This is a genomic window from Devosia riboflavina, assembly GCF_000743575.1.
GTDB classification, from domain to species: domain Bacteria; phylum Pseudomonadota; class Alphaproteobacteria; order Rhizobiales; family Devosiaceae; genus Devosia; species Devosia riboflavina.
Window position 1 is genome coordinate 397,438 of the sequence record NZ_JQGC01000003.1, and the last position, 23,602, is coordinate 421,039.

The 23,602-nt window shown below is 61.7% G+C and carries 21 protein-coding genes; 7 read left to right on the plus strand and 14 right to left on the minus strand.

Annotated features, from left to right (window positions below):
- Window positions 1-253 precede the first annotated feature (253 nt).
- The gene (locus JP75_RS05090) at window positions 254-679 is read right to left on the minus strand and encodes a c-type cytochrome (protein ID WP_035080024.1); all 426 of its coding nucleotides are present in this window, start codon (window positions 677-679) and stop codon (window positions 254-256) included.
- Window positions 640-1,035, minus strand: a complete 396-nt coding sequence (locus tag JP75_RS05095; protein ID WP_035080026.1) for a MerR family transcriptional regulator — start codon at window positions 1,033-1,035, stop codon at window positions 640-642. Before JP75_RS05095 ends, JP75_RS05090 begins: the two co-directional genes overlap by 40 nt.
- 71 nt (window positions 1,036-1,106) lie before the next feature.
- On the opposite strand from JP75_RS05095, the gene JP75_RS05100 reads away from it, so the two are divergent.
- The 3 genes from JP75_RS05100 (at window position 1,107) to JP75_RS05110 (ending at window position 2,896) form a co-directional block, all read left to right on the plus strand.
- On the plus strand, window positions 1,107-1,988 hold the full coding sequence (locus tag JP75_RS05100) for a cation efflux transmembrane domain-containing protein (protein ID WP_244446257.1): 882 nt from the start codon (window positions 1,107-1,109) through the stop codon (window positions 1,986-1,988).
- Entirely contained in the window at window positions 1,985-2,467 is a 483-nt protein-coding gene (lspA, locus tag JP75_RS05105; RefSeq protein WP_035080030.1) for a signal peptidase II, read from the plus strand. The genes JP75_RS05100 and lspA overlap by 4 nt, the downstream gene beginning before the upstream one ends.
- A 213-nt stretch (window positions 2,468-2,680) precedes the next feature.
- Window positions 2,681-2,896: a hypothetical protein gene (locus JP75_RS05110; protein WP_244446258.1), complete on the plus strand. Its 216-nt coding sequence runs from the start codon at window positions 2,681-2,683 to the stop codon at window positions 2,894-2,896.
- Between the two features lie 564 nt (window positions 2,897-3,460).
- On the opposite strand, the gene JP75_RS05115 is transcribed toward JP75_RS05110, so the two are convergent.
- The 8 genes from JP75_RS05115 to mutM all read right to left on the minus strand — a co-directional run bounded on the left by JP75_RS05115 (window position 3,461) and on the right by mutM (window position 13,679).
- On the minus strand, window positions 3,461-3,829 hold the full coding sequence (locus tag JP75_RS05115; protein WP_035080035.1) for a hypothetical protein: 369 nt from the start codon (window positions 3,827-3,829) through the stop codon (window positions 3,461-3,463).
- A 367-nt stretch (window positions 3,830-4,196) separates the two neighbouring features.
- On the minus strand, window positions 4,197-6,650 hold the full coding sequence (gene gyrB, locus JP75_RS05120) for a DNA topoisomerase (ATP-hydrolyzing) subunit B (protein WP_035080037.1): 2,454 nt from the start codon (window positions 6,648-6,650) through the stop codon (window positions 4,197-4,199).
- 212 nt (window positions 6,651-6,862) lie between these two features.
- Entirely contained in the window at window positions 6,863-7,975 is a 1,113-nt protein-coding gene (gene recF, locus JP75_RS05125) for a DNA replication/repair protein RecF (protein ID WP_035080039.1), read from the minus strand.
- A gap of 232 nt (window positions 7,976-8,207) precedes the next feature.
- Window positions 8,208-9,329 (minus strand): DNA polymerase III subunit beta, encoded by a 1,122-nt coding sequence (gene dnaN, locus JP75_RS05130; RefSeq protein ID WP_035080288.1) that lies wholly within the window; start codon window positions 9,327-9,329, stop codon window positions 8,208-8,210.
- A 117-nt stretch (window positions 9,330-9,446) separates the two neighbouring features.
- Window positions 9,447-9,860 (minus strand): hypothetical protein, encoded by a 414-nt coding sequence (locus JP75_RS05135; protein WP_035080041.1) that lies wholly within the window; start codon window positions 9,858-9,860, stop codon window positions 9,447-9,449.
- 134 nt (window positions 9,861-9,994) lie between these two features.
- Entirely contained in the window at window positions 9,995-11,461 is a 1,467-nt protein-coding gene (dnaA, locus tag JP75_RS05140; protein ID WP_035080043.1) for a chromosomal replication initiator protein DnaA, read from the minus strand.
- A gap of 895 nt (window positions 11,462-12,356) precedes the next feature.
- Window positions 12,357-12,623, minus strand: coding sequence for a 30S ribosomal protein S20 (gene rpsT / locus JP75_RS05145; protein WP_035080045.1), 267 nt, complete (start codon window positions 12,621-12,623; stop codon window positions 12,357-12,359).
- Window positions 12,624-12,791: 168 nt separating this feature from the next.
- Entirely contained in the window at window positions 12,792-13,679 is an 888-nt protein-coding gene (gene mutM, locus JP75_RS05150) for a bifunctional DNA-formamidopyrimidine glycosylase/DNA-(apurinic or apyrimidinic site) lyase (protein ID WP_035080048.1), read from the minus strand.
- A gap of 174 nt (window positions 13,680-13,853) precedes the next feature.
- On the opposite strand from mutM, the gene ubiE reads away from it, so the two are divergent.
- The 3 genes from ubiE to JP75_RS05165 all read left to right on the plus strand — a co-directional run bounded on the left by ubiE (window position 13,854) and on the right by JP75_RS05165 (window position 16,835).
- Window positions 13,854-14,618, plus strand: a complete 765-nt coding sequence (gene ubiE, locus JP75_RS05155; RefSeq protein WP_035080051.1) for a bifunctional demethylmenaquinone methyltransferase/2-methoxy-6-polyprenyl-1,4-benzoquinol methylase UbiE — start codon at window positions 13,854-13,856, stop codon at window positions 14,616-14,618.
- 3 nt (window positions 14,619-14,621) lie between these two features.
- Window positions 14,622-16,172 (plus strand): 2-polyprenylphenol 6-hydroxylase, encoded by a 1,551-nt coding sequence (gene ubiB / locus JP75_RS05160; protein WP_051960370.1) that lies wholly within the window; start codon window positions 14,622-14,624, stop codon window positions 16,170-16,172.
- Window positions 16,173-16,235: 63 nt separating this feature from the next.
- Complete coding sequence (locus tag JP75_RS05165) at window positions 16,236-16,835, plus strand: hypothetical protein (protein WP_035080054.1); 600 nt, start codon at window positions 16,236-16,238, stop codon at window positions 16,833-16,835.
- 44 nt (window positions 16,836-16,879) lie between these two features.
- Here the strand turns inward: JP75_RS05165 and JP75_RS05170 are convergent, their stop codons facing one another.
- The 4 genes from JP75_RS05170 to JP75_RS05185 all read right to left on the minus strand — a co-directional run bounded on the left by JP75_RS05170 (window position 16,880) and on the right by JP75_RS05185 (window position 21,716).
- Window positions 16,880-17,938 (minus strand): hypothetical protein, encoded by a 1,059-nt coding sequence (locus tag JP75_RS05170; protein ID WP_035080059.1) that lies wholly within the window; start codon window positions 17,936-17,938, stop codon window positions 16,880-16,882.
- Window positions 17,939-18,056: 118 nt separating this feature from the next.
- Window positions 18,057-19,559 (minus strand): ATP-binding protein, encoded by a 1,503-nt coding sequence (locus JP75_RS05175; RefSeq protein WP_035080062.1) that lies wholly within the window; start codon window positions 19,557-19,559, stop codon window positions 18,057-18,059.
- A gap of 29 nt (window positions 19,560-19,588) precedes the next feature.
- Window positions 19,589-20,284, minus strand: a complete 696-nt coding sequence (locus JP75_RS05180; protein ID WP_035080065.1) for a response regulator transcription factor — start codon at window positions 20,282-20,284, stop codon at window positions 19,589-19,591.
- A gap of 118 nt (window positions 20,285-20,402) precedes the next feature.
- Window positions 20,403-21,716 (minus strand): esterase-like activity of phytase family protein, encoded by a 1,314-nt coding sequence (locus tag JP75_RS05185; protein ID WP_035080066.1) that lies wholly within the window; start codon window positions 21,714-21,716, stop codon window positions 20,403-20,405.
- A 259-nt stretch (window positions 21,717-21,975) separates the two neighbouring features.
- Here JP75_RS05185 and JP75_RS05190 point away from each other — a divergent pair, with 259 nt between their 5' ends.
- Window positions 21,976-23,502 carry an alkaline phosphatase gene (locus tag JP75_RS05190; RefSeq protein WP_035080067.1) on the plus strand — a complete coding sequence of 509 codons (1,527 nt, stop codon included), beginning with the start codon at window positions 21,976-21,978 and terminating at the stop codon, window positions 23,500-23,502.
- Window positions 23,503-23,602 lie beyond the last annotated feature (100 nt).

Consider the following 23,602-nt stretch of genomic DNA (forward strand, 5'->3'; position numbering starts at 1 on the left):
CTGGCCGCACCGACCGACCCCGATCGTGATGCCTAATGTATCGCAGATGTTACGTTACGCCGTATAACGGAACATCTGCGATACATTAGGCAGTGGGGAGCGGTTCCAAGGCCTGGCGGGAGCGTCGTTGATGCCTTCACCGACCTTGACTAGCACGGAGCCTACTGCCTGCAGTTCACGGACGACGCGCTGCCTGTCTTCGGGAAGAAGTTCGGCCCGCACTTCCATGCCGAGTGAGTAACCGTCGCGCATCCTAGCCGGGATCGGCTGCGGACTTCGCCGCCTGGATCTCCCGCTGGCGGTCCGGCCAAGTTCCCTTGATATAATCGAGCACGGCAGTGATCTCGCTGTCGCTCATGACCGCCCCAAATCCCGGCATGTCGGTCTGGTAGCCAGGCATGATCGCTCCCGGGCCGTCCTTGACGATCCTGAACAGTTGCCGGTCGGAGTGATGCCAGGTGTGGCCGCTGGAGTCATGGGGCGGCGCCGGCAGCCGACCGGTGGGTAGTCGCACCTTCCAGTTCGGCTGGCCTTCCAAGTTCACGCCATGGCAGCTGGCGCAATGGTCGACATAGAGTTGCCTGCCCGGAATGTCCTCTGCCCGGGCCGGACCGGCCAGCGCCGTCAACGCCGCGGCGATCAGGAGGACGGCGTGTAGAGCGCTTCGATGACACGGCATTGCGCGACGACTCCTTTCCCGCATTTGGCGACCATCCGCGACAATTCGGATCTGAGGTTCTGCAGTTTCACAAGCCGTCGCTCCACCTCGTCCAGCTGGGCCTGCGCGATCCGGCTGGCGTCCACGCATGAGGCCTCGGGCCGTTCCTGCAAGGCCAGCAGGGTCTGTACCGACTTGAGGTCGAAGCCCAGTTCGCGGGCATGGCGGATGAAACCGAGTCGGCGGACGTCACTATCCTCGTAGACGCGGCGGCCATTTCCCAGGCGTGGCGGCAGGGGAAGTACCCCGGATCGTTCGTAGTACCGGATGGTCTCGATGTTGACCCCGGTTGCCCGGGACAGGTCTCCGATCTGCATTTTCGGCTTGCTCCTGTAGTGACTACAGGTTGTAGCCTGCACGCCGATTCAACTCAAGAAGGAGCATGTCCATGAGTGCCGCTGCCGAAACCGTCCGATACCAGGTCACCGGCATGGACTGTTCGTCCTGTGCCTCCAAGATCGAGGGCGCCGCCCGCAAGGTGGAGGGCGTCCACGACGTCAAGGTCTCGATCGCGTCGCAGGTCATGACCCTCGAAGTGGACGATCCGACCCGCCGGTTGCCGGTGCTCGAGACCGCCGTAACCGACCTGGGCTACCAGCTCGACCGGATCGGTGCACCGAAGGCTCCGGCAACCGAGCACGACCATGACGGGGACGGTGATGACGACGATCATATCCCCGACCTGTCGCACGTCACGCCGGCTTACAAGCGGGCTCTCTGGATCGTCGTCCTGCTCAACGTCGGCTATGGCATCGTCGAGATCGCCGGCAGCTTCATTGCCGGCTCCCAGGCGCTGCAGGCCGATTCCCTCGACTTCCTCGGCGACGGACTGATTTCCTTCCTCGGCCTGGTCGCCGTGGGATGGGGTCTTGCCGCCCGGGCGAAGGCGGCCCTGCTACAGGGTATCTTCCTCGGCCTGCTCGGGCTGGGCGTGGTGGCTTCCACCGTCTACCGGATCTTCATCGAGCACCAGCCCGAGAGCCTGTTGATGGGCGGGTTCGCGCTGGTGGCCTTCGTCGTCAACGTCCTCGCTGCCGTGGTGCTGCTCCCCCATCGCAAGGGAGATGCCAACATGCGGGCCGTGTGGCTCTTCTCGCGCAACGACGCCATCGGCAACCTGGCCGTGGTCGCGGCGGCGGCGGTCGTCTGGTGGACCGGTTCGCAATGGCCCGACCTGATCGTCGCCTTCGCCGTGGCCGGCCTGTTCCTGCAGTCCGCATGGTCGATCATCCGCGACGCACGCTCCGATCTCAAGCAGGCTGGCTCATGAGCAACCGCGACGCGTCCCTGCTCGTCATCCTCGGGGTCATCGGGCTGGATGCCTCCACCAAGGAGGCGGCGCTGATGTACCTTGACGGCGGCTCGATCCCGGTGCTGCCGGTGCTGAACCTGACGCTGGGTTTCAACCGAGGCGTCAGCTTCGGCATGTTCGCGGGGGACGGGACCGAGGGCTGGTGGGCCATCGTCCTGCTGACCCTGGCCATCTGCTCGGCGGTGGCATGGCTATGGCACAGGAGCCCACGGCTGTTGGAACGGATCGGCTATGCCCTCATCCTCGGCGGGGCCCTGGGCAATCTGGTCGACAGGATATCGGACGGCGCCGTGACCGACTTCGTCGACCTTCACGCCGGCGGCTGGCACTTCCCGACCTTCAACCTTGCCGATGTCGCCATCACCTTCGGCGTAATCCTGCTGCTAGTCTCGACGATCCGAGGGGTCGTTGCCCGAGACGAGCAGGCCTATAACTAGATGACCAAGACGTCCCGTCGCTCTGGAAAGGTGGTTCCGTGCACATTCTGCAGGGAAGTGACCATCCTTCCAAGGCGCATCCATATTGAAGGTTGTACCCTTAACCTTGAACATGGCCACCGAACCCGCACCCATATTCAAGGTTTTGCCGCTTGGCCTGCGTTTCCTGGATACTTGCCTGTCCTGGCGCCATGCTGGTGCATGATGTCGAAGATGGATCTCATTGACCCCGCCCAGTTCCCCGAGCTGCGCCTTTTGCTGTGGAACCGCGATGCCACCCGGCCCATCGGGCGGGATGAGGCGTTCGAGCTCTATGAACGCAACTGGCGGCATGTTGCCGTTGATCAACTTACCCTCGCCGAAAGCACCCTCATCGAAGAACTCAAGGAGGAATTCGGAAGCGGGCACATGCTCACAGGACCGCGGTGAGTTCACGCACTATTGCCGCCTACTCCCTCAATCAGTTTTCATGGGACCAACGCCGCAAATATCGCTTTTCGGATTCTGGTAGCGTTTTACGGAAGAACGAACCAGGAGATATCGTTTTCAGATTCCGATCAGTGGCGAAACCAGTGGCAAATATTAGTGGCAGAAAATACACTTGAGGTTGGCTCTGAAGCCCGTATTTATCGTTCGAAAACAGAGTGATAAAGCGGATAATTAGTGGCGAAAACAGCGGCGAGAAATAACAAGAGTGGCATTCCAATAGGTGCCGGGCACATTCTGACAAGGTCGACCGAGACTATGGAGGTCGGGCTTCCGGGTCGAACCCTGTCTCTGCTAGGCGCCTTGAAGGGATGGCAGGAAATTCCGGACTCGCCGTAACCGATCCGACCTTGTCAAATCCGGCAAATGCCGGACTGAAGGTTTTCGTCGCCAGGCCCTTCCGCTCTTACAGAAACCCGCGAAATGAACGCGTCCCTCGGGAGAGGCCGTCAACTCGCTCTTGGATTTAGCCATGAGCCGCGGACTTCCTCTCGAAAGAATCGGCGATCAAGGAGTGATAGACGATTGCTGGGAGCGACGCGCGTCGACAGCCGCATCGATGATGATCTTCGCTTCCGGCTCGAGATCGGCATAAAGGCTGTTGCGCAGCAGGTCACCCAGGATCTCTTGGACGGTACCGCTATCGGAAGTAAGCTCGACCTTGGTTTTCAGGGCATCCGGATGCTGTCGAAGGATCGACAATATTTCCAGACCTTCGGTTCCCACGGGCACTACTTGTTCGATGGCAGGCTGAAGATCCTGCCACACCCAGTCCTCTAGCTCCTCGGGAGTGCCTTGATAGTTGGCTTTGGCCTTGTCGACACTCTCGATGAGGTTTTCACGGGCCGAATTGTATAGGTCGCGATAGGTCTTCATAGTGTGCTCCCACCATTGTCGGGCTAGAATGGAGCAGAAGAGAGCAAGACACAAAATCCCGCATATCTACGTCTTACTAGACCGTTGGGATCTAGTCGGCCAGAGTTGCGGTTGGCTTACGGGCCTACCCGCTTCCGCTCCTACAAGGGCCTGGAAGATGAACGCCTCCCAGCTCTGGGAAACCACGCTGGATCCCAACGACCGCACCTGCTCAAGGTCGAGATCGACTGACCGACGAAGCCGACCACGTCTTCACCGCCATGATGGGCGACCTGGCCAAAAGAAAACCCCAGGGATCGCTCCCCGGGGTTAACGGAACCTCTTTATGGTTCAACTCGGTCTTTATGGTTCAATGCACAGCCGCAGTCTAGACGTCCAGGTTGCTCACGTTGAGCGCATTGTCCTGGATGAATTCGCGGCGCGGCTCCACGAGGTCGCCCATGAGGGCGGTGAAGATTTCGTCGGCTTCGCTGGTCTCGTCGATCTCGACGCGCAACAAGGTGCGGGCATTGGGGTCGAGCGTCGTTTCCCAAAGCTGTTCGGCATTCATTTCGCCGAGACCCTTGTAGCGCTGCAGCGAAACGCCCTTGCGGCCGGCATCGGTGACGGCCTTGAACAGCGAACTCGGCCCAAAGATCGAAATCGTGTCGCCCTTGCGCTTGAGCGTCGGCACGCCGCCAAAGAGTTCGTCGAGACGCCCGGCCAATTGCCGCAATTTTCGCGCATCGGCAGACTGGAGCAGCGCCCGGTCGATCTGGTGGGTTTCCGTTACGCCACGTACGGTGCGCGAAAAGGCCAGCGCGTCCTCGTCGGTGATCACGCCGCTCCAGCCGCGTTCCAGCTCGTCGGAAATGCGGTCGAGGCGGTTGGCCACGCGCTTCAGCGTCTCGGCGCTCTTGTCCGGGTCCGCCATGCCATCGGGATCGAGCCCGCCGACAATCGCGGCCTGTTCCACCAGATTGCGATTATAGCGCGTGTTGAGGTTCTTGATCGCATAGTCGATGTCGCGCGCCTGCTGCAGAATGGCCAGGAGGTCCGGCCCCGCATGCTCGACGCCATCGCGGGTCGTGAACACGGCTTCGTCGAGACCGGCATCGAGCAGGTAGTTTTCGAGCGCGCGCTCATCCTTGAGATATTGTTCCGAGCGGCCACGCGTCGCCTTATAGAGCGGCGGCTGGGCGATATAGATGTGCCCGCGCTCCAGCAGTTCCGGCGTCTGCCGATAGAAAAAAGTAAGAAGCAGCGTGCGGATATGGGCGCCGTCGACGTCGGCGTCCGTCATGATGATGATCTTGTGATAGCGCAGCTTGTCGGCGTTGAACTCTTCGCGGCCAATGCCGGTGCCGAGCGCCGTGATCAGCGTGCCGACCTGGTCGGACGAGATCATGCGATCGAAGCGCGCGCGTTCCACATTGAGGATTTTTCCGCGCAGCGGCAGCACCGCCTGGTTGGAACGATCACGGCCTTGCTTGGCCGAACCACCTGCGGAGTCGCCCTCGACGATGAAGATTTCCGACTTTGCCGGGTCGCGTTCCTGGCAGTCGGCAAGCTTGCCGGGGAGCGAGGAAATTTCGAGCGCGCCCTTGCGGCGGGTCAGTTCACGCGCCTTGCGCGCGGCTTCGCGGGCAGCGGCGGCTTCCACCACCTTGCCGACGATGACCTTAGCTTCGTTCGGGTGCTCTTCGAACCACTGGCCGAGCTTCTCGTTGACGATGTTTTCGACAACGGGGCGCACTTCGGAAGAAACCAGCTTGTCCTTGGTCTGGCTCGAAAATTTCGGGTCCGGCACTTTTACGGACAGCACGCAGGTCAGGCCCTCGCGGGTATCGTCACCCGAAAGCTCGACCTTTTCCTTCTTGGCGATGCCCGAAGAAGCCGCATAGCCCGTCACCTGGCGCGTCAGCGCGCCACGAAGACCGGCCAAGTGCGTACCGCCATCGCGCTGCGGGATGTTGTTGGTGAAGCACAGCACGTTCTCGTGGTAGCTGTCGTTCCATTGCAGCGCCACTTCGACGGTGATGCCGTCCTTTTCCGAGACCATGGTGATCGGCTTTTCGATCACCGGCGCCTTGGACTTGTCGAGATATCGAACAAAAGCCTCAAGGCCGCCTTCATAGAACAGCTCGACCTCGACCGGTTCGGGATGGCGGTGATCGCGGAGCAGGATACGCACGCCGGAATTCAAGAAGGCCAGTTCGCGCAGGCGATGTTCGAGCGTCTTGAAATCGAACTCGACCATAGTGAAAGTGTCGGTCGAGGGCAGGAAGGTGATTTCCGAGCCCGAGCGCCCTTCATAAGTGCCCGGCTGCTTGTTCTCGACATAGGAGCCCACCACCCTCAGCGGCGCATCGGCGACGCCATGGGTAAAGCTCATCTCATGCACTTCGCCATCGCGGCGAATATTGAGTTTCAAGAAGACCGAGAGCGCGTTCACCACGGAAACGCCCACGCCGTGAAGGCCGCCGGAAACCTTGTAGGAATTCTGGTCGAATTTTCCGCCGGCATGGAGCTGGGTCATGATGACCTCGGCCGCCGAGACGCCTTCGTCCTTGTGGATGCCCACGGGAATGCCGCGGCCATTGTCATTGACCGAGCAGGAGCCGTCGGCATTGAGCGTCACGGTCACGAGGTCGGCATGGCCGGCCAGGGCCTCGTCGATGGCGTTATCGACCACCTCGTAGACCATGTGATGCAGGCCCGAACCGTCATCCGTGTCCCCGATATACATGCCGGGGCGCTTGCGCACGGCATCGAGCCCTTTCAGCACCTTGATGCTGTCGGCGCCATACTCGTTCGGGGTCGGATTTTCGCTATCGCTCATGGGGTCCGAATCAGTCTCTTTGAACTTGCTTTTGTTCTAGCGGAAGGGGGCTAAATCCCCAAGAAAATTGCCGGTTTTCGTGGCTTTTGCTGGGCATAAGGCGGCCAAAAACTGGATGTCATTCCCGCCAAAGCGGGAACCTCTGTTTTTGGGCTGCCGCGAGATAACGGAGGTCCCCGCTTTCGCGGGGATGACACGCCTGTGGAGGCAAACTAGTCCCGCGCCACCCGGCCCTCGCGCACCGTAAAACGCTGCGCCCGGTCTTCCAGCGCCTCGAAAAGCACGGTGTCGGTCCCGGTCAGAAAACACTGCGTTTCGAGCCCATCGAGGGCCAGAAACAGCGCGCGTCGCCGATCGGGATCGAGATGCGCCGCAATCTCGTCGAGCAGCAGGAAGGGCACAATGCCGGTCCGCAGCCGCACGAGGCGCGCATGAGCCAGGATCAGCCCGATCAGCAGCGCCTTCTGCTCCCCGGTCGAGCCCAGAGCCGCCGGCATGTGCTTTTGCGCATGCATGACTTCCAGGTCGACCCGGTGTGGACCTGACGTGGTGCGTCCCGCCGCCCGATCAAGGCCGCGCGCTGCATGCCAGCGCTGCACAAGAAGGGCCTCGAGTTCGGCCGACGTCGTCGCCTCGGCGCCATCCTCGAAAAGCGGGGTCAGCGACAGTCTTGCCGCCGGGAAACTGGCATCGTCGAGGCTTTCGGCGATCAGCGCCTGCAGATGGGAAAGACTATCGGCCCGGTTGAGATGGATCGAAGCACCAAGCTCGGCCATCTGCACTTCGACGGCATTGAGCCAGCGCAGGTCGGAACCCTCTTCGAGCAGCTTGTTGCGCTGCCGCATGGCCTTTTCGTAGTCGGAGACGGCCGAAGAGTGCGAGGGGATCAGCGTCGTCACCAGCCGGTCGAGAAACCGCCGCCGCTCGCCCGCAGGCCCGGAAAAGAGCCCATCCATGCTCGGGGTCAGCCAGAGCACGCGCAGATAGTCGCTCATGGCCTCAATCGAGCGCGCATTGGCGCCATTGACCCGCACCCGCCGCCCGCCATCGGGCAGCGCACCGGTGCCGATATCGGCCGGCCCGTCATTGGTCTCAATGGTCGCCGCCACGGCCCAGTTCGTATCCGAACCCTGCTGCTGCAAAGTCTCAAAACTGGCGCCGCGCAGCCCGCGCCCCGGCGAAAGCACGGAAACCGCCTCGAGAAGATTGGTTTTTCCCGAGCCGTTCGATCCGGTCAGCACGACATGACGCTCGTCGAGATCGAGCGCCGCCGAAACGTAATTGCGGAAGGCGGTCAGCCGAAGCCGGGAGATATGGCGGATCATTTTGTCGTCACGCTCCGGCCTGGCCGAATTCGCCGCGCGAATTCGGTGACCCCTCGCCCCTTGCGGGAGAGGGACAGACCAACTTTGCGTTCAGCAAATTGGTCAGGGTGAGGGGTATTCTTTCCTCCGCAGAGGAGTAAGTGATTGGCTCCAATACCCCTCATCCGCCCCTGTGGGGCACCTTCTCCCGCAAGGGGAGAAGGGAAGCCGGTGCTCGTCGCTGATAGCAGCCTTACACCCGCATCGGCATCAGCACATAAAGCGCATTCGCCTCGCCCTCTTCCTTCACCAGCGTCGGCGAATTGGCATCGTTGAAGAGGAAAACAGCGCTTTCCGACCGAATCTGGCTGATGATGTCGAGGAGGTACCGCGCATTGAAGCCGATTTCGAAAGCGTCGATATCAAAATCGACCGCCAGCTCTTCGCTCGCCGTGCCGTGGTCTGGATTGGTGACCGACAATTCCAGTAGACCATCATGGGCCTGCAGCTTGACCGCCTTGCCGCCGCGATCCGAGGCAATGGTCGAGACGCGATCGACGGCCACGGCAAAGGCGCCGCGATCGACCAGCATCTGCTTGTCATTGTTCTTCGGCGTCACACGATCATAGTCGGGGAACGTGCCTTCAATGAGTTTTGAAAGCAGCACAACCGGGCCGACGGTGAAGCGAATTTTTGTATCCGAAACTTCCACATGCACGTCGCCATCGACGCCATCGAGCAGTTTCTGGACTTCGCCCACGGTCTTTTTCGGCACGATGATGCCGCTCATGCCGCGCGCGCCTTCCGGTGCCGCGATTTCCGCACGGGCCATGCGATGGCCATCGGTCGCCACAGCGCGGAACAGCGGGCCGGTCTGGGAATTGTCGACGGCGTGGAAATAGATGCCGTTCAGATAGTAGCGCGTCTCTTCATTGGAGATCGCAAACTGGGTGCGCTCGATCAGCTCGCGCAGCAAGGCCGCCGAAACGTCGAATTCATGCGCGAAGGCGCCGGACTTCAGGTCCGGGAAAGAATCCGGCGAAAGGCAGGCAAGGTTAAAGCGCGAGCGGCCGGAGGTGAGAACCATGTTCTCCCCGCCATCGGTCTCAAGCCGCACTTCGGCGCCATCGGCCAGTTTTCGCACGATTTCATAAAGCGTGTGCGCCGGTACGGTCGTCGTGCCGGGAGTGGACACCATGGCCGGCACGCTCTCCGTCACCTCGATATCGAGGTCGGTGGCGCGCAGCTCGACATGGTCGTCGCTGGCCTTGAACAGCACGTTGGCGAGGATGGGATAGGTGTTGCGGCGTTCCACAACCCGATGCACATGGCTCAGCGACTTGAGCAGATGGTTGCGTTCGAGCGTGACTTTCATATTCGGCATCTATCCCAAAAAAGCGCGGCAATCCGGCCGGGGCCGGGCAGGGACGTTTACATTCTCGTAAGAGGTTGGCAAGGCCAGCGCGACCATTCACCGCGCCCAAACTGTGGATCAGCTCTGGAAATAGATGGTCACCGAAAAGCGCTCCTCTGCATCGGCGCCCAACGCCTCGAGCCCTTCAAAGGGCACGCAACGATCGACCGCCGCCAGAATGCTGTCGGTCAAGACGCCACGCTTGCTCGCCGCCTTGGCGGATTCGGGCGCCAACATCGCCTCGCCATCGAGCCGACCGTCGCCGAAAAAGGCAATATCGAGCGCCAGGCGCTGGTCTTCCTCGCCCGGCGGCACGATCCAGCAGGACATCAACTGCTGCTGCACGCGGATGGCGATGGCCTGGTTCTGCTTGGCAATGGCTTCGGCGGAAAGACCCTGCGCCAGGACGGGCGCAGCGACGGAGAGAGCTAGGAGGAGAGCAAAAAGTCTGATCATGCGATCATGGGTGCCGAGCAGCCGAGGCCAGATCAAGGCACAGATCTGTCATCTGTACGAGTTTTGGGGATTGTCGCAGAGGAGACACAGCTCCAGCATGCAGAACGCCACTTTCGCTCTCACGAAAATGGCGTCCGGCCAAATTTGGCAAGCGGAAAACCCGCAGAGCCCTACTCCTCAAGCATGCGCTTCAGGAGCTCGATTTCCTGACCGAGTTCCAGGTCATCCTTGATCATCTGTTCCACCTTGCGCACCGAGTGAAGCACGGTCGTGTGGTCCCTGCCCCCAAAGCGGCGGCCGATTTCCGGCAGCGAACGGCTGGTCAGCGCCTTGGCCAGATACATGGCAATCTGGCGCGGACGCACCACGTCGCGCGAGCGGCGCGCCGAGAGCAGTTCGTTGCGCGGCACCTTGTAGTGGCGCGAGACAATCTTCAAAATATCCTCGATGCGGACGCGCTTGGCGTCGCGGGCACGGATGAGGTCCGCCAGGGTCTTTTCGGCCAGCGGCACGGTGATCAGTTCACCGGTCAACTGATTGGCAGCAACGAGGCGATTGACGGCGCCATCGAGGTCGCGGCCATGGCTGGTCACGGCGCGGGCGACATAGTCGAGCACCGCCGGCGGGAAGTGCATGCCAAAGCGCTGCGTCGCCTGATCGGCGCGGCGCTGCACGATGGCGCGACGCAGGTCCATGTCAAAGGTCGAGATCGGCACGACAAGCCCGCCTGAGAGCCGCGAACGGACGCGCTCATCGAGCATTTCGAGATCGCGCGGCGGCGCATCGCCGGCAACCACCACCTGCTTGGCGCCCGTCAGCAGCGCGCCGAGCGTATGGCCGAATTCAGTGGCCGACTTGCCCTGCAGGAACTGCATGTCGTCGATGAGCAGAAGGTCGACCTTGCGCAGCCATTCCTTGAAGCCGAGCGCCGACTGGCGCTGCACGGCCGTGATGAAATGGTACATAAAATGGTCCGCGGTCAGGTAGACGATGTTCTTGGAACTATCGGCCTGGCTGACGGCATGGGCGATGGCATTCAAGAGGTGCGATTTGCCGAGGCCCACGGTCGAGTGGATATAGACCGGATTAAAGGTGACGGTGTTATTGATCGCCGCATTGGCGATCTGTTTGGCGACCCCAAAAGCCATTTCATTGGCTTCGCCCGACACGAATGTATCAAAGGTCATGCGCTGGTCGATGGCGCTGCCGGCAAGGGCATCGCCCTTCTGGGCCTGCTGCACGAGGCGGGCAACCGGCGCGGCACTGGGCGCTTCAACGGCAGCCTGGATGGCGGGCTTTGCAGCAGGGGTTTCTTCGGCCGGCTCGGCGGCAACGACCGGCGCGGGAGCGAGGCGCGGCCGGGCCTGGCCATTGACGCGCAGGGTTACATGAAGGCGCGCCGCATCGGGAACGTCGTGGCGGAAGGCTTCGACGATGCGGTCGGAATAATTGGATTGCACCCAGGAGCAGAGGAAGCGCGTCGGGGCGGACAGGTGCACGAGGTCATCGACGAGCTCTTCAAGCTCAAGCCGGGCAAACCAGGAGGTAAAGACATCCTCGCCGACGGCCGCCTTGAGGCGGGCGCGCACACGCATCCAGAGGTCGCGCTGGGTGGCGGCGGGGGAATTTTCGCTCATGACAGGGTCGCCACTCTGGTTGACGGAAGAGGAGGAAGGAGAGGCGGCCACTGACCAGTCATCCCGTCCTGCGATTGCCTGTCGCATCATTATTTAGCCCTGTTTCGTTTTGCCCGTGCGGTCCGCATGCCGCCGGAGCTTGTTGTTCTCGCGCCCGCCGCTCCGTTTAAGAGACGAGCAATTCCTTGCTTCTCCGGAGAGGAGAAACATCGACCGCGACAGTTCCCTGCCATGGCCCCAATCAATCAATGTCGTGGTGTCGGCCGGACGGCCGAAGGACTAATACGCAGTGCCACCCCGAAGGAATCCGGCAGCACACCGTTCCGTCAAAAAGGTCATAACCAGCCCATGCTGTTCCGGCCTCGTGTGCCGAGACAGCCCCCAAACTCTTGCCCGAAGTGATCGTGTCCACACCGTGCCGGGGTCTTTTCGAGCCCCGCTTTTCCGTGCTGACCAGATTACTTTAGGGGGTTGGTTTTGGCCCCGCAACTGGTGAATCGATGAAATAGGGTCTTGACTCGGAGACAGAGATTTTACCCTCGGGCGAGGTCCAAAATTGCCTTTCCACAAGAGCCTGTGACTCAATGCAGAATCGCTTTTTCGTCCCTTTAACAAAGGGTGAAAAAATTATTCTCTTCCCCTGATACCGCCGATTTTATGTCGATTTGAACGCGGTTTAACGGCGCTCCGATTCCTCGGGTAACCTGTTAAATCTCAAGCGCTTTCCGCCTTGCTGCCCAAAGGTGAGGCATTCTACCACACTGTCACGGAAATGAAATGTGACGAGGCCACGACGAAAAACTTGCCCGTTCGACCAGTAAAGAAAAAGGGCCCCTTGCGGAGCCCGTTTCTTCTGTCGCGTCTGCCTTTGGGCGCCGCTTCAGACGATCGCGTCTCAGGCCTGGAGGGCCTTCACGCGGCTGTTGAGGCGGCTGACCTTGCGAGCGGCGAGGTTGGCATGAACGATGCCCTTGGTCGCAGCGCGGTTGATTTCCGGCTCGGCAGCCTTGAGAGCAGCAAAAGCGACGGCGTGATCGCCGGCGGTGATGGCTTCTTCGACCTTGCGGATGAAGGTACGAACGCGGCTACGACGCGACTTGTTGACCGCGGTGCGGGCTGCGATCTTGCGGGTAGCCTTTTTGGCTGAAGGCGTATTGGCCATAACGGTCCTCTTTAGCGTCCAACCGGCCAACAAGCGTCTAAAGTCGCAGGCGTCCGGGGTAAAATGAAATCGGCGGCTTTCGACTGCCGCCAAGTTGGGCGGTCTATAGGGGAAAGGCGCCAAGGCGTCAACAGGACTCTGTCGCCAAAGCCGGCATCTGGCCGCGCCTCACGGCTGCTTCTGGCACACCGGGCAAAAGAATGTCGAGCGCCCCGACTGTACGATACGCTCCACCGTCCCCGTACACATCGGGGTGGGACACGGCTCTCCTTCCCGGTCATAGACGGCAAAGCGGTGCTGGAAATAGCCCGAGCCGCCCTCGGCATTGCGAAAATCGCGCAAGGTCGAGCCACCCACCTCGATGGCTTCCGTAAGAACCTCCCGCACGGCATAGGAGAGATCCTCCAGCGCCTTCTTGGGCTTTTCGGCCTTGGTGAGGAGGCTGCGCGCTTCAATGGTGGGCAGGATGTGCGCCCGATGCAGCGCCTCGGCGACATAGATATTCCCGAGCCCCGCCACCACGCGTTGATCGAGCAAAGCCGCCTTGATCGGCGCCTTCTTGCCCTTGAAAGCCGCGGCCATTTCCTCGGCATTGAAATCATTGCCGAGCGGTTCCGGCCCCAGGTCCTTCAAATAGGAGGAATCCTCGGGTCGCTCGAACAGATCCACAAAGCCAAAGCGCCTGGGATCGGCATAGATCAGGTGGCTCTTGCCGTGCTCGGGATGGTCAATGGAAAAGATGAGGTGATCGTGTTTGGGCTCGGTGCCTGGTTCATAATAGCGCGGCGGCTTGTCGATGCCGTGCTCGGCAAAGCGCCACGACCCGGTCATCCCGAGATGGCTCAAAACCGTAAAACCGTTGTCGAGGGTCATGAGCAGGTATTTGGCCCGCCGCCCTACATTGGTCACCGTCGCGCCCGTCACCTTCTCGGCCAGGCCCTCGGGAAAGGGAAAGCGCAGGTCGGGCCGGCGCAGGTCCACCTTTTCTATACGCGCATGCAGCAACCAGGGTTCGAGCCCCCGTCGGACGGTTTCCACCTCGGGCAGTTCAGGCACCAGAATCTCCTTTACCCTGCGCGTTCTTGCGCCATGGGCTTTTGGTCACGCCTTATATATGGTGCGCGCCGATCCCATGTGGATGCCTAGAGCGCTTCCAGCAAAAGTGGCAACGGTTTTGCGGTTCGGAAGCGCGACCAAACGAAGACATAGTCTAGCAAAGAGGCGTGAGCCATGACCGAGGCGCGCGAAACCACCCATTTCGGCGAACAGACCGTGGCGCTCGAGGACAAGCAGGGCCTCGTCAACAAGGTCTTTCACGATGTCGCGGACCGCTACGATCTCATGAACGACCTCATGAGCTTTGGCATTCACCGCCTCTGGAAAGACGCGATGATCGCCGACCTCGCGCCGCCCCGCATGGGTAGCCGCGGCTACAGGGTGCTCGATATGGCCGGCGGCACCGGCGACGTTGCCGAGCGCATCGTCAACGCTTCGCACGGCTATGCCGAAGTCGTCGTCTCGGACATCAATTCGGACATGCTGCGCGTCGGGGCCGAGCGCGCCAAGACCTGGCGCTATCCGAGCCAGGCCAGCTTTGTCGAAGCCAATGCTGAAGAGCTGCCCTTCGAGAGCAATTCCTTCGACGCCTATACGATCGCCTTCGGCATTCGCAATGTGCCCCGCATCCAGCAAGCGCTCAACGAAGCCCATCGCGTCTTGAAGCGCGGCGGCCGTATTTTGGTCCTTGAGTTTTCCCAGGTCGACGTGCCTGGCTTCGATGCCGTCTATCGCGCCTTTTCCGATACGGTCATTCCGCCCATGGGCCGCGCCGTCACCGGCGATGCGCAACCCTATCAATATCTCGTCGAATCGATCCGAAAATTCCCCGATCCCGCGCGTTTCGACGCCATGCTATCTACGGCCGGTTTTAAGCGGGTCAAGCACACCGCCTTTTCGGGCAATATCGCGACGCTGTTTTCGGGCTGGAAGATTTAAGGCATGGGTCTCGGTTCCTATTTCCGCCTTTTCCACGCCGGCTGGGTGCTGGCGCGCGAAGGCGCCTTCTCCGTGCTTCCCGCCGAATCCCTGCCGCCCTCGATGAAGCTCGGCATTGGCCTCGCGCGTATCGTCGAGCGCCCGAGCGTTAGAAAAACCGGCCGCGTCGATCGGCTCAATGCCGCGCTCAACAAGCTCGGCCCGAGTTTTGTAAAATTCGGCCAGACCCTCGCCACCCGTCCCGATATCGTCGGCCCGCAAGCCGCCGCTGATCTTTCGGGCCTGCAAGATCGCATGCCGCCCTTCGACCCCGCGCTTGTCCCGGGCATTTTGTCCACGGCCCTCGGCCCCAAGGCGGACCTTCTTACCGAGATCAGCCACCCCGTCGCTGCCGCCTCCATCGCTCAGGTGCACAAGGCAAAACTGCGCCAGCCCGGCGCATTGCCCAAAACCGTGGCCATAAAAATGCTGCGCCCCGGCGTCTCCGAACGCTTTCATTCGGACACCAAGGCGCTCTATGCCGGCGCGCATCTGGCCGAAATCTTTGCGCCCTCGAGCCGCCGTTTGAAGCCGACCGAGGTCGTGAGAACGCTCGACCATTCGATGCGCATCGAACTCGACCTCCGCCTCGAAGCCGCCGCCATTTCCGAAATGGCGCAGAATATCAAAGACGATACCGGCTTCATCATCCCCGACGTGCAGTGGGACCAGGTCGCGCAAAACGTCCTCACCACCACCTGGGTCGATGGCATTCCGATCCGCGACCTTGCCGCCATGGACGCGGCCGGCGTGGACCGCAAGGCGCTGGCCGCAAAACTGCTGCAGTCCTTCCTGCGCCATGCCATCCGCGACGGTTTCTTCCACGCCGACATGCACCCGGGCAATCTCTTCGCCGATCCCAAGACCGGCGATGTCATCGCCGTCGATTTCGGCATCATGGGCCGCATCTCGAAACGCGAGCGAAAGTTCCTCGCCGATATTCTGTTCGGCTTCATCACCCGGGATTACCGCCTCGTCGCCCAGCGCCATTTCGACATCGGCTATGTGCCAAAGCACCAGTCGGTCGACGATTTTACCCTCGCCATCCGCTCGATCGGCGAGCCGCTCCATGGCCGCACCGCTGCCGACATTTCCATGGCCAAGGTTTTGGGCCAGCTCTTCGTCATCACCGAACTCTTTGATATGCAGACCCGCCCCGAGCTGGTGCTGCTGCAAAAATCCATGGTGCTGGTCGAAGGCGTCGCGCGAAACCTCGATCCCGATCTCGATATCTGGACCGTGGCCGAGCCCGTCGTCGGCGATTGGCTGCGCCGCGAGGAAGGCCCCGTCGGCCGTCTCGAAGAGCTTGCCGGTCATTTTACCCGCATGAGCGAGGCCCTTGGCCGCGTGCCCGTTCTCGTCGCCGAGGCCGAACAGACGCTGGCCGAACACCGCGCCATGATGGCCAAAAACCAGCCCAACCGTTTCATCAACACTGCCCTCGCGGCGGTGCTGGTCGCGGCCTTCGTGGTTCTCGTCCTTGCCGGCTGGCGCCTCCTTACAGGTAATTTCTAGGCCAACTTGCCGCTTGCCGAGCAAGTGCCTAGATTGCCGGCAAATCGGCTGCGGGAGACTTTCATGGGTTTTAAGACCATCGCCAAACTGGGCGCCATGCTGATGCTCGGCGGCTCGCTTGCGGGCTGTATCGACGCCACTGTCGATGTCGACGTCACCAGCGAGACGACGGCCAAGGCGACGCTGACCCAGGTCATGTCAGCCGACTTCTACGCCATGTTCAAGATGAACAACGCCGAGAGCGACAATCCCACGGAGTTCTGCTCCGAAGGTGACCTCGTCGAAAATGCCGATGGCAGCGCCACCTGCACGCTGGTCGAAGAAGGCACATTCGCAGAACTGGCAGCAATGGAAGGCGAGGAAAACGCGCTCTTCTTCACCCCGGCCGGTCCCGGCCTCGTGCGCGTCGCCCTGCCCACCGCAGAACTGACCGGCGAGCTCGGCTCCAGTGACGACATGGACGCCGAAACCAAGCAGATGGTGGAAGCCTTCTTCACCGGCCATGCCGTCACCATCCGCATTTCCGGCGCCGAGGTCACCGAAACCAATCTCGAACGCAGCGACGACAGGACTTCGGCCGAGATCGAAATCCCCTTCCTCGACCTCATCAACGGCACGGCCGACCTGCCCGACGAGCTCTTTGCCGTGGTGCGCGCGAAGTAATTGCAAGCTAACGGCACCCGGCGCATGGCCGGGCGCCGGCCTTGCTAGCCGCCGAGGCAGGGCAAGACGTCCTCGGCAAAATAGGGCTTCTGATCGACCCAGAACATATAGTCGACGCCCAGAAACGCCCTGGCAAAGCCATGCAGCATGGGCACCAGGTTCTTGTGCGCGCCGATATCGCGGGCCGTGCCGGTTTCCCCGATATAATTGCCGTCCTGAACCGCGATGCCGAGCGGCACGGCGAATTCTCCTTCATGCATCATGGCGAGCGCGTGATTGAGCTGGCCCCTCTTGGTGACCATCAGGTCGGGCGCGCCGAGGCCAACCCCGATTTCATTGCCGAATTCATAGAGTCCGCGCAGATAACCCTTGTCCTCCCAGGGCAGCCATTCATCGGGCATGAAATTGGCGTAGAGCATGGTCACCGATTGCGGAAACGCTGCCTTCAGCGCCCGCATATTGGCCTTGAGCCCTTCGACATAAAGCTCGGGTGAAAACGAAGCATCGCTTTCGGCCGAAACCCCGATCGCTGTCTCCTGCAGGTTGATGCCCTCGATGCGGCCATCGAACTCAGCCCCCAAAGCCGTCAGGAGCGCAGCAAACCGCGCTTCCACTGCGCGATTCCAGCGCTTGGCCACCCAGCCTTCCACCGTGCCGTCCTCGGCCTGCTGCGCGCTGATACCGTCGTCATACTCGTCGGAGAGCAAATAGTCGGGCACCGGCTTATATTGAGGCGAGAACGATGCATCCTGGAGCTGGATGAAGAGCTTTTTGCCATATTGGGCGAGATAGCCGAGATCATCCTCGATGGCGGAAAAATCGTAGTTCCCCTCGCTCGGCTCGAGCTGACGCCACGAATACATGATCTGGGCGCCGGCAAAGCGGGGGCTTTCCAACAAGGCATGATCGCGAATGGCCTCGCGATCCCGGCTGAAATAGACGAAGTGCGCGATGCCGTCGTCGGCGATCGGGCAGGTCGCGTTCTCATAAGCCTCATATGCCTTGTCATAGCGATCGGCGGGATTGTCCCAGGCGAGAACGGAAACGCTGGGCAAAAGCGCGGCCAGCGCGACGACGAGGCCAAGCGAGAGTTTTGGATGCATCGGATTTCCTATCAAGTGCAGCGGCCCAAGGGTCCGCCTGTGCCCGATGGTCTAGCGTCCGTCCGCCGTGGCTTCGCCCGCGAAGTGGTGCAGCCCTGGTGCAGATTTCGTGCAGGGATCAGCTCGGCGGAAAGGCGATCTCGAACACGGCGCCTCCTTGACCCCGTAAGGGCATTAGCCTCGCGCCATAAAGATCGAGCACGGCCATAACGATGGCCAGCCCCAGCCCCGTGCCGCCCATGTCGCGGCGCGTGGTGAAAAAGGGTTCACCCAGACGCGCGAGATCGACTTCGGCAAAGCCCACGCCATTGTCGGCGACGCGCAGCACCGTGCCGTTCCAATCGAGCGTCATCCGGTCCGCGCCGTGATGGCGGGCATTCTGCGCCAGATGCGCCAGAATGGTCTGGCCATGGGTCACCGAGAGCGGCAGCACCGCCTCCCCCTCGCTCAGCACAATCTCCAGTCCCGGAATTTCCGGGAGCATATCCCGCAACAGGCCGGGTTTGCCGGGCAGGTACTGACGCGAGCGGGTGATTTCCCGCAACTGGTCGAGCAGCTTGCCCATCCGCTCGCCCTGGCCCTTGATGGTGGCGATCAGCTTTTGCCGCACGTCCTCGGCCAGGCCGCCCTCTTCGAGCAGTTCCGCCGCCCCGACGATGGTTGTCACCGGCGACTTCAATTCATGCGTCACATGATTGGTATAGATGCCGATTTCCTTGCCGCGTTGCGACAAGCTGGCGGCCATGGTCATCACCGCCTCGCCCAGTTCGGCGATTTCCCGCATGCCATAGTGGTCGAGCGGGGCAAGATCGTCATGCGCACCTTTGGCAACCAGACGCGACTGATCGCGCAGGGCCTGCAGGGGGCGCAGCAAAACCCGCACCAGAAACGTGCCCATCACCAGCGCCCCCAGCAGCGTCACCCCGACCAGCGCCAGAAAGGCCAGGCCCTCTTCCGAAAAATAGCTTTCGAGCTGCGGCGGCGTACGCGAGATATAGATGGCGCCGATCACCCGGTTGGCGCTGATGACGGGATAGGCCACGAGAACCCGAAATCCAGCGCCACGGCTCAAGGACAGGAAAGACCAGCGCGCATCGGCATCGCTGCGCCAGCGCAGGGCCGCCCCCACCTCACCGCGCAAAGCCTTTTCGACCTCGGGCACGCCGGCAAAGCTCGTGGGCGTAGAGGCCAGAAGGTCCAGCCCCTGGAAATCGAGAAAGACCACGCTCGATAGGGTCGTTCGTCCCGCCCGCTCTTCAAGCGCGCCCAATGCCCCGGCAATCGCCTCATGGCGCGGACCCAGCCGCGCCTCGCTCGCCACGCCATCGGGGCGGACCGGCTCGATCTCATTGCTGCGCAGGTTGAGGAATGACTGGAATGTCCGCGTCCTGGCGCTCCAGAACACGCGCTTGTCGGGCGGCAGATAGTATCCCGGAATGGGATAATCGCCGCCCTCCGCCTCAAAAGCCCCGGCATAGGCCGCGGCATAAATAGCGGCCTGCTTGAGCAGCGAGGATTCGGTTTCACGAACGAACCAATTGGTGCCGATCTGCAGTGCCAGCATGGCCAGAACCGGCACGGCGAGGAGGCTCGCGCAGAGCACCAGCACGACCAGCGCCATAGATGGGCGCCATTTTAGCGTGACCGGGCTCACGCCGGGCCCGGCCCGCTTATGCAGGAGCCCAGCCGCAGTCCCACGCCGCGCACAGTCTGCACCACATCGGCATAGCCAAGCGCCGCCGCCTTGGCCCGGATGTTGCGGACATGGCTATCCACCGTTCGCCCCGAGAGGTTGGCATTGCCGCCAAAAACCGCGTCGATCAACCTGTTGCGATCGACCATCCGATCCTTCTGGTCGAGCAGCATTTTCAGTATGGCAAATTCCGTTGCCGTCAGATCAAGCACACGACCGCCCAGGGTGCAGACATGCCGGCCGGCATCGACGCGTAGATCACCATGGCCCTGCACGGGGTTTTCGTCCAACCGGCCGCGCGCCAGGATAGCCTTGATGCGCAAGACCAGCTCCCGCGGCGAAAAGGGTTTCGTGACATAGTCGTCGGCGCCCAGTTCAAAGCCCAGCACGCGGTCGATTTCATCGTCCTGCGCGGTCAGGAACAGCACGGGCAGGCGCGATATCTCGCGAATGGAACGGCAACAGGCAAAGCCGTCCATATCCGGCATGCCCACATCGAGCACGACGAGATCCACATTGCCCTGGCGCACCGCGTCGAGAGCAGGCAGCCCGCCGGCCGCTTCCCGGACCTGCATGCCGGCCTTTTCCAGCGCGACCCGGACCACCATGCGAATATCGGGATCATCATCGACGACCAGAATGCTGGCCTGCATCGCTTCCCCTGGGGCTACCGATTTCCATGGTAGCGGCATAGGCGGGCGACGATGGGGTTGGCAAGATGGAGAGGGCCGGAGAAGGGTGTTGGCACCCTCCTCCGGTTCGATAGCGTGATTACTCGGCCTTGAGGAAGTCGGCGACGTCGAGGAGAATATATTCGTTGTCGTCGGCGCGGCCGGCTTCGCGTCCGGTCGAGCCCGGATAGTTGTTGTCATTGGCAACAACGATGGTGGTTGCGTCGACAAGATCGACGTCTTCGATGGTCACGAAGGGGAAGGTGAAAACCCCATCCTTGCTGCCGCGCGGCGCCAGCGCCTCGGGGTCCTGAATGTCAATCAGGTCGATATAGGCGATCTTTTCGAGCACACCGTTTTCGTCGGTCCGGGCGAGATCGACGAGATAGATGCGCTTGAACGCGGCGGCCTTTTCGCGGCCATCGTCGCCTTCATTATTGTCGCGCTCGATGATGAGGCCACGGGTGCCCTCAAAGATATTGAAGTCGCCAATGGCATTGCCGGCGTCTTCGAGCGGATAGTAGCGAACCGTATCGCTCCAGGCGGCGTCGGCCACGTTGAATTCGAGAACGCGCAGCACGGTCTTGTCGCCGATGGTTTCGAGCGTGCCCGAAGCTTCGTCGAAGAAGGGCTTTTCGAGCAGCGGATAGAGCGTCGTGCCGTCGATCGACTGCGCCATGCCTTCATAGCCGCCGGAACGGCCGGTATTGATGCCGGCCACCACAGCGCCGGCAGCCGGCTGCGAGGTGAACTGGTTGTCGGGCGACTTGTAGTCGACGCCGGCCGGATTGGTCTTGATGACCTGCAGCACGACGCCCTCGGCATCGACTTCGATCAGCCAGGGGCCGAATTCGTCGCCGATCCAGTAATTTTCGCCAACCGGCTGGATGGATTCAGGGTCGAAATCGGCGCCGGTGAGATAGCGGCTCTCGCTGTGCTCGGTGACGATCGGGAAGGGAACGACGCGGTTCAGGTCCTTGAGGAAAATGGTCTTTTCGATACCGACCTTGCCCGCGTCCCAATCCATTTTCAGGATGTTGAACATCAGCATGGCGTCGGACGAATTGGCCTTGTTGCCAAAACCATTGTCGGTGAGGAACAGGAAGCGGTCTTCGCCGAGCGAACGCACGCCGCTCATGCCCTGGAGCGGCTGGCCGGGGAACGGCATGGCAATGCCGGAAGCCGGATTGGCCCAGCCATAGGGCGTCTCGACGCGGGTGCCCGAGGTGAAGCGGCCGGACATCTGGAGGCCAGCCGGTGCATCGACCGGAGCGGGCAGGAAAGTCTGGGCCGGCAGTTGGGCATGGGCCTTGAGCACGGCTTCAAACTTGGCCGGGCCTTCGGCGCTATCCTGCGCCATAGCAAGGGATGCGAGGAGGCTGAGGCTGACGCCAAGGGCGAGCGCTTTGAGCATGGTTCTCTCCGGAAGAAAAATGGATGCCCTGCCCTAGCCAACAGGCATGTCGCCGTGATCACAGCGGCGTGAAGGCGCTGTGACAGCGCCGCGTGCCGCCAATGGGATGGCGCATCGAGGAGGCTACAAAACGACATCACCAGTCCGCCGTAACGTTATGACGTAACTACATTTCCGTGTCACATGGCCGGTCTAATGGGGTTGATGAACCGGCCAGTTTTCTCCTGTCCGGCCGCTCCAACCCAAGAAGGTGAACATCATGGTAAAGCTCTCCCGGGCTCTCTTCGCTGGCGTTTCCACGCTCGCCCTGACCCTGCCGGTTCTGGCCCAGACTGCCCTGCCGCAGGCCGATGACAGCTACTTCCTGGCCGCCCAGGAACAGCTCGCCGCCAAGGAAGCGGTCCAGCCGAACACCGGCAAGGCCAAGAACGTCATCATGTTCATCGTTGACGGTCTCTCCATCCCGACCATCACCGCTGCCCGTATCCACGAAGGCCAGTTGGCCGGCGTCGATGGCGAAAGCCACTCGCTCGCCTTCGAAACCCTCCTGCCGCACACGGCCCTGGTAAAGACCTATACGCACGACAGCCAGGTCGCCGACTCCGCCCCGACCGCCACCGCCATCACCTCGGGCATCAAGTCGCTCAACGGCACCATCGGCGTCGACCAAACCGCCGTGCTCGAAGACTGCTCGACCCAGGCCGGCTCGACCACGATGTCGATCTTCGAACAGGCCGAAGAAGCCGGTCTTGCCACAGGCATCATCTCGACCGCCCGCATCACCCACGCCACCCCGGCTGCTGCCTATGCGCACACCGTCGGTCGCGACTGGGAAGCCGATACCAACCTGCCCGAAGACGCCGTCGGCAAGTGCGCCGATATCGCCGCGCAGCTCGTCGACTGGTCGTTCGGCGACGGTTTTGAAGTCGTGTTCGGCGGTGGCCGCGCCAACTTCATGCTCGACAGCCAGAAGGATCCGGAAGACGAGACCCGTACCGGCGCCCGCAAAGAACGCGACCTGATCGCCGACTGGCAGGCCAAGTACAATGACGGCCAGTATATCTGGAACAAGGAAGGCTTTGACGCCCTCACCGCCGAAACCAGCCATGTCCTGGGCCTCTTCAACGGCTCGCACATGCAGTACGAAGCCGACCGTGAATCGGATGCCGGTGGCGAACCCTCGATCGCCGAGATGACCACCAAGGCCATCGAAATCCTCGAAAAGAACGAAGACGGCTTCGTGCTGATGGTTGAAGGCGGTCGCGTCGACCACGCGCACCACGCCGGCAACGCTGCCCGCGCCCTCACCGACGCCATCGCCGTTTCGGAAGCCATGAAGGCCGCCTATGACGCCGTGAACCCGGAAGAGACGCTCATCCTCCTCACCGCCGATCACAGCCACGTCTTCTCGATCGCCGGCTACCCGACCCGCAACAACCCGATCCTCGGCATTGCCGGCACGGGTGACGATGGCCTCCCCTACACCACTCTCGGCTACATGAACGGCCCGGGCGCGAAGACCCTCGAAGAAGGTGCCGATGTCACCGCCATGTCGGGCGAGGAAGTCCGCGCTGCCCTGCAGCGCGCCGACCTCACCGAAGTCGACACCACCGACATCGACTTCCTGCAGCAGGCCCTGATCCCGATGGGTTCGGAAAGCCATGCCGGCGACGACGTTGCCGTCTTCGCCCAGGGTCCGCAGGCCTATCTCTTCGACGGCGTTATCGAACAGAACCTGATCTACCACGTCATGGCCAAGGCCATCGGCCTCAACGCCGCCAAGTAATTATTGACCCCGCAGGTGGCCGCCGGTTCTCCGGTGGCCATTTGCTTTTCACGAGGCCGTGAGTGTCACACGCTGGGGGATGCGGTTCTCATAGACTGTG

Excerpts from the sequence above, each read along its gene's own strand:
- JP75_RS05185 (WP_035080066.1), bottom strand. The coding sequence starts at position 21,716 with ATGCTCAAAGCGCTCGCCCTTGGCGTCAGCCTCAGCCTCCTCGCATCC.
- ubiE (WP_035080051.1), top strand. The coding sequence starts at position 13,854 with ATGACCGAGGCGCGCGAAACCACCCATTTCGGCGAACAGACCGTGGCG.
- dnaN (WP_035080288.1), bottom strand. The coding sequence starts at position 9,329 with ATGAAAGTCACGCTCGAACGCAACCATCTGCTCAAGTCGCTGAGCCAT.
- recF (WP_035080039.1), bottom strand. The coding sequence starts at position 7,975 with ATGATCCGCCATATCTCCCGGCTTCGGCTGACCGCCTTCCGCAATTAC.
- JP75_RS05115 (WP_035080035.1), bottom strand. The coding sequence starts at position 3,829 with ATGAAGACCTATCGCGACCTATACAATTCGGCCCGTGAAAACCTCATC.
- JP75_RS05180 (WP_035080065.1), bottom strand. The coding sequence starts at position 20,284 with ATGCAGGCCAGCATTCTGGTCGTCGATGATGATCCCGATATTCGCATG.
- ubiB (WP_051960370.1), top strand. The coding sequence starts at position 14,622 with ATGGGTCTCGGTTCCTATTTCCGCCTTTTCCACGCCGGCTGGGTGCTG.
- gyrB (WP_035080037.1), bottom strand. The coding sequence starts at position 6,650 with ATGAGCGATAGCGAAAATCCGACCCCGAACGAGTATGGCGCCGACAGC.
- JP75_RS05175 (WP_035080062.1), bottom strand. The coding sequence starts at position 19,559 with ATGGCGCTGGTCGTGCTGGTGCTCTGCGCGAGCCTCCTCGCCGTGCCG.
- JP75_RS05190 (WP_035080067.1), top strand. The coding sequence starts at position 21,976 with ATGGTAAAGCTCTCCCGGGCTCTCTTCGCTGGCGTTTCCACGCTCGCC.
- JP75_RS05110 (WP_244446258.1), top strand. The coding sequence starts at position 2,681 with ATGGATCTCATTGACCCCGCCCAGTTCCCCGAGCTGCGCCTTTTGCTG.
- lspA (WP_035080030.1), top strand. The coding sequence starts at position 1,985 with ATGAGCAACCGCGACGCGTCCCTGCTCGTCATCCTCGGGGTCATCGGG.
- JP75_RS05095 (WP_035080026.1), bottom strand. The coding sequence starts at position 1,035 with ATGCAGATCGGAGACCTGTCCCGGGCAACCGGGGTCAACATCGAGACC.
- JP75_RS05100 (WP_244446257.1), top strand. The coding sequence starts at position 1,107 with ATGAGTGCCGCTGCCGAAACCGTCCGATACCAGGTCACCGGCATGGAC.
- rpsT (WP_035080045.1), bottom strand. The coding sequence starts at position 12,623 with ATGGCCAATACGCCTTCAGCCAAAAAGGCTACCCGCAAGATCGCAGCC.
- dnaA (WP_035080043.1), bottom strand. The coding sequence starts at position 11,461 with ATGAGCGAAAATTCCCCCGCCGCCACCCAGCGCGACCTCTGGATGCGT.
- JP75_RS05165 (WP_035080054.1), top strand. The coding sequence starts at position 16,236 with ATGGGTTTTAAGACCATCGCCAAACTGGGCGCCATGCTGATGCTCGGC.
- JP75_RS05090 (WP_035080024.1), bottom strand. The coding sequence starts at position 679 with ATGCCGTGTCATCGAAGCGCTCTACACGCCGTCCTCCTGATCGCCGCG.
- JP75_RS05170 (WP_035080059.1), bottom strand. The coding sequence starts at position 17,938 with ATGCATCCAAAACTCTCGCTTGGCCTCGTCGTCGCGCTGGCCGCGCTT.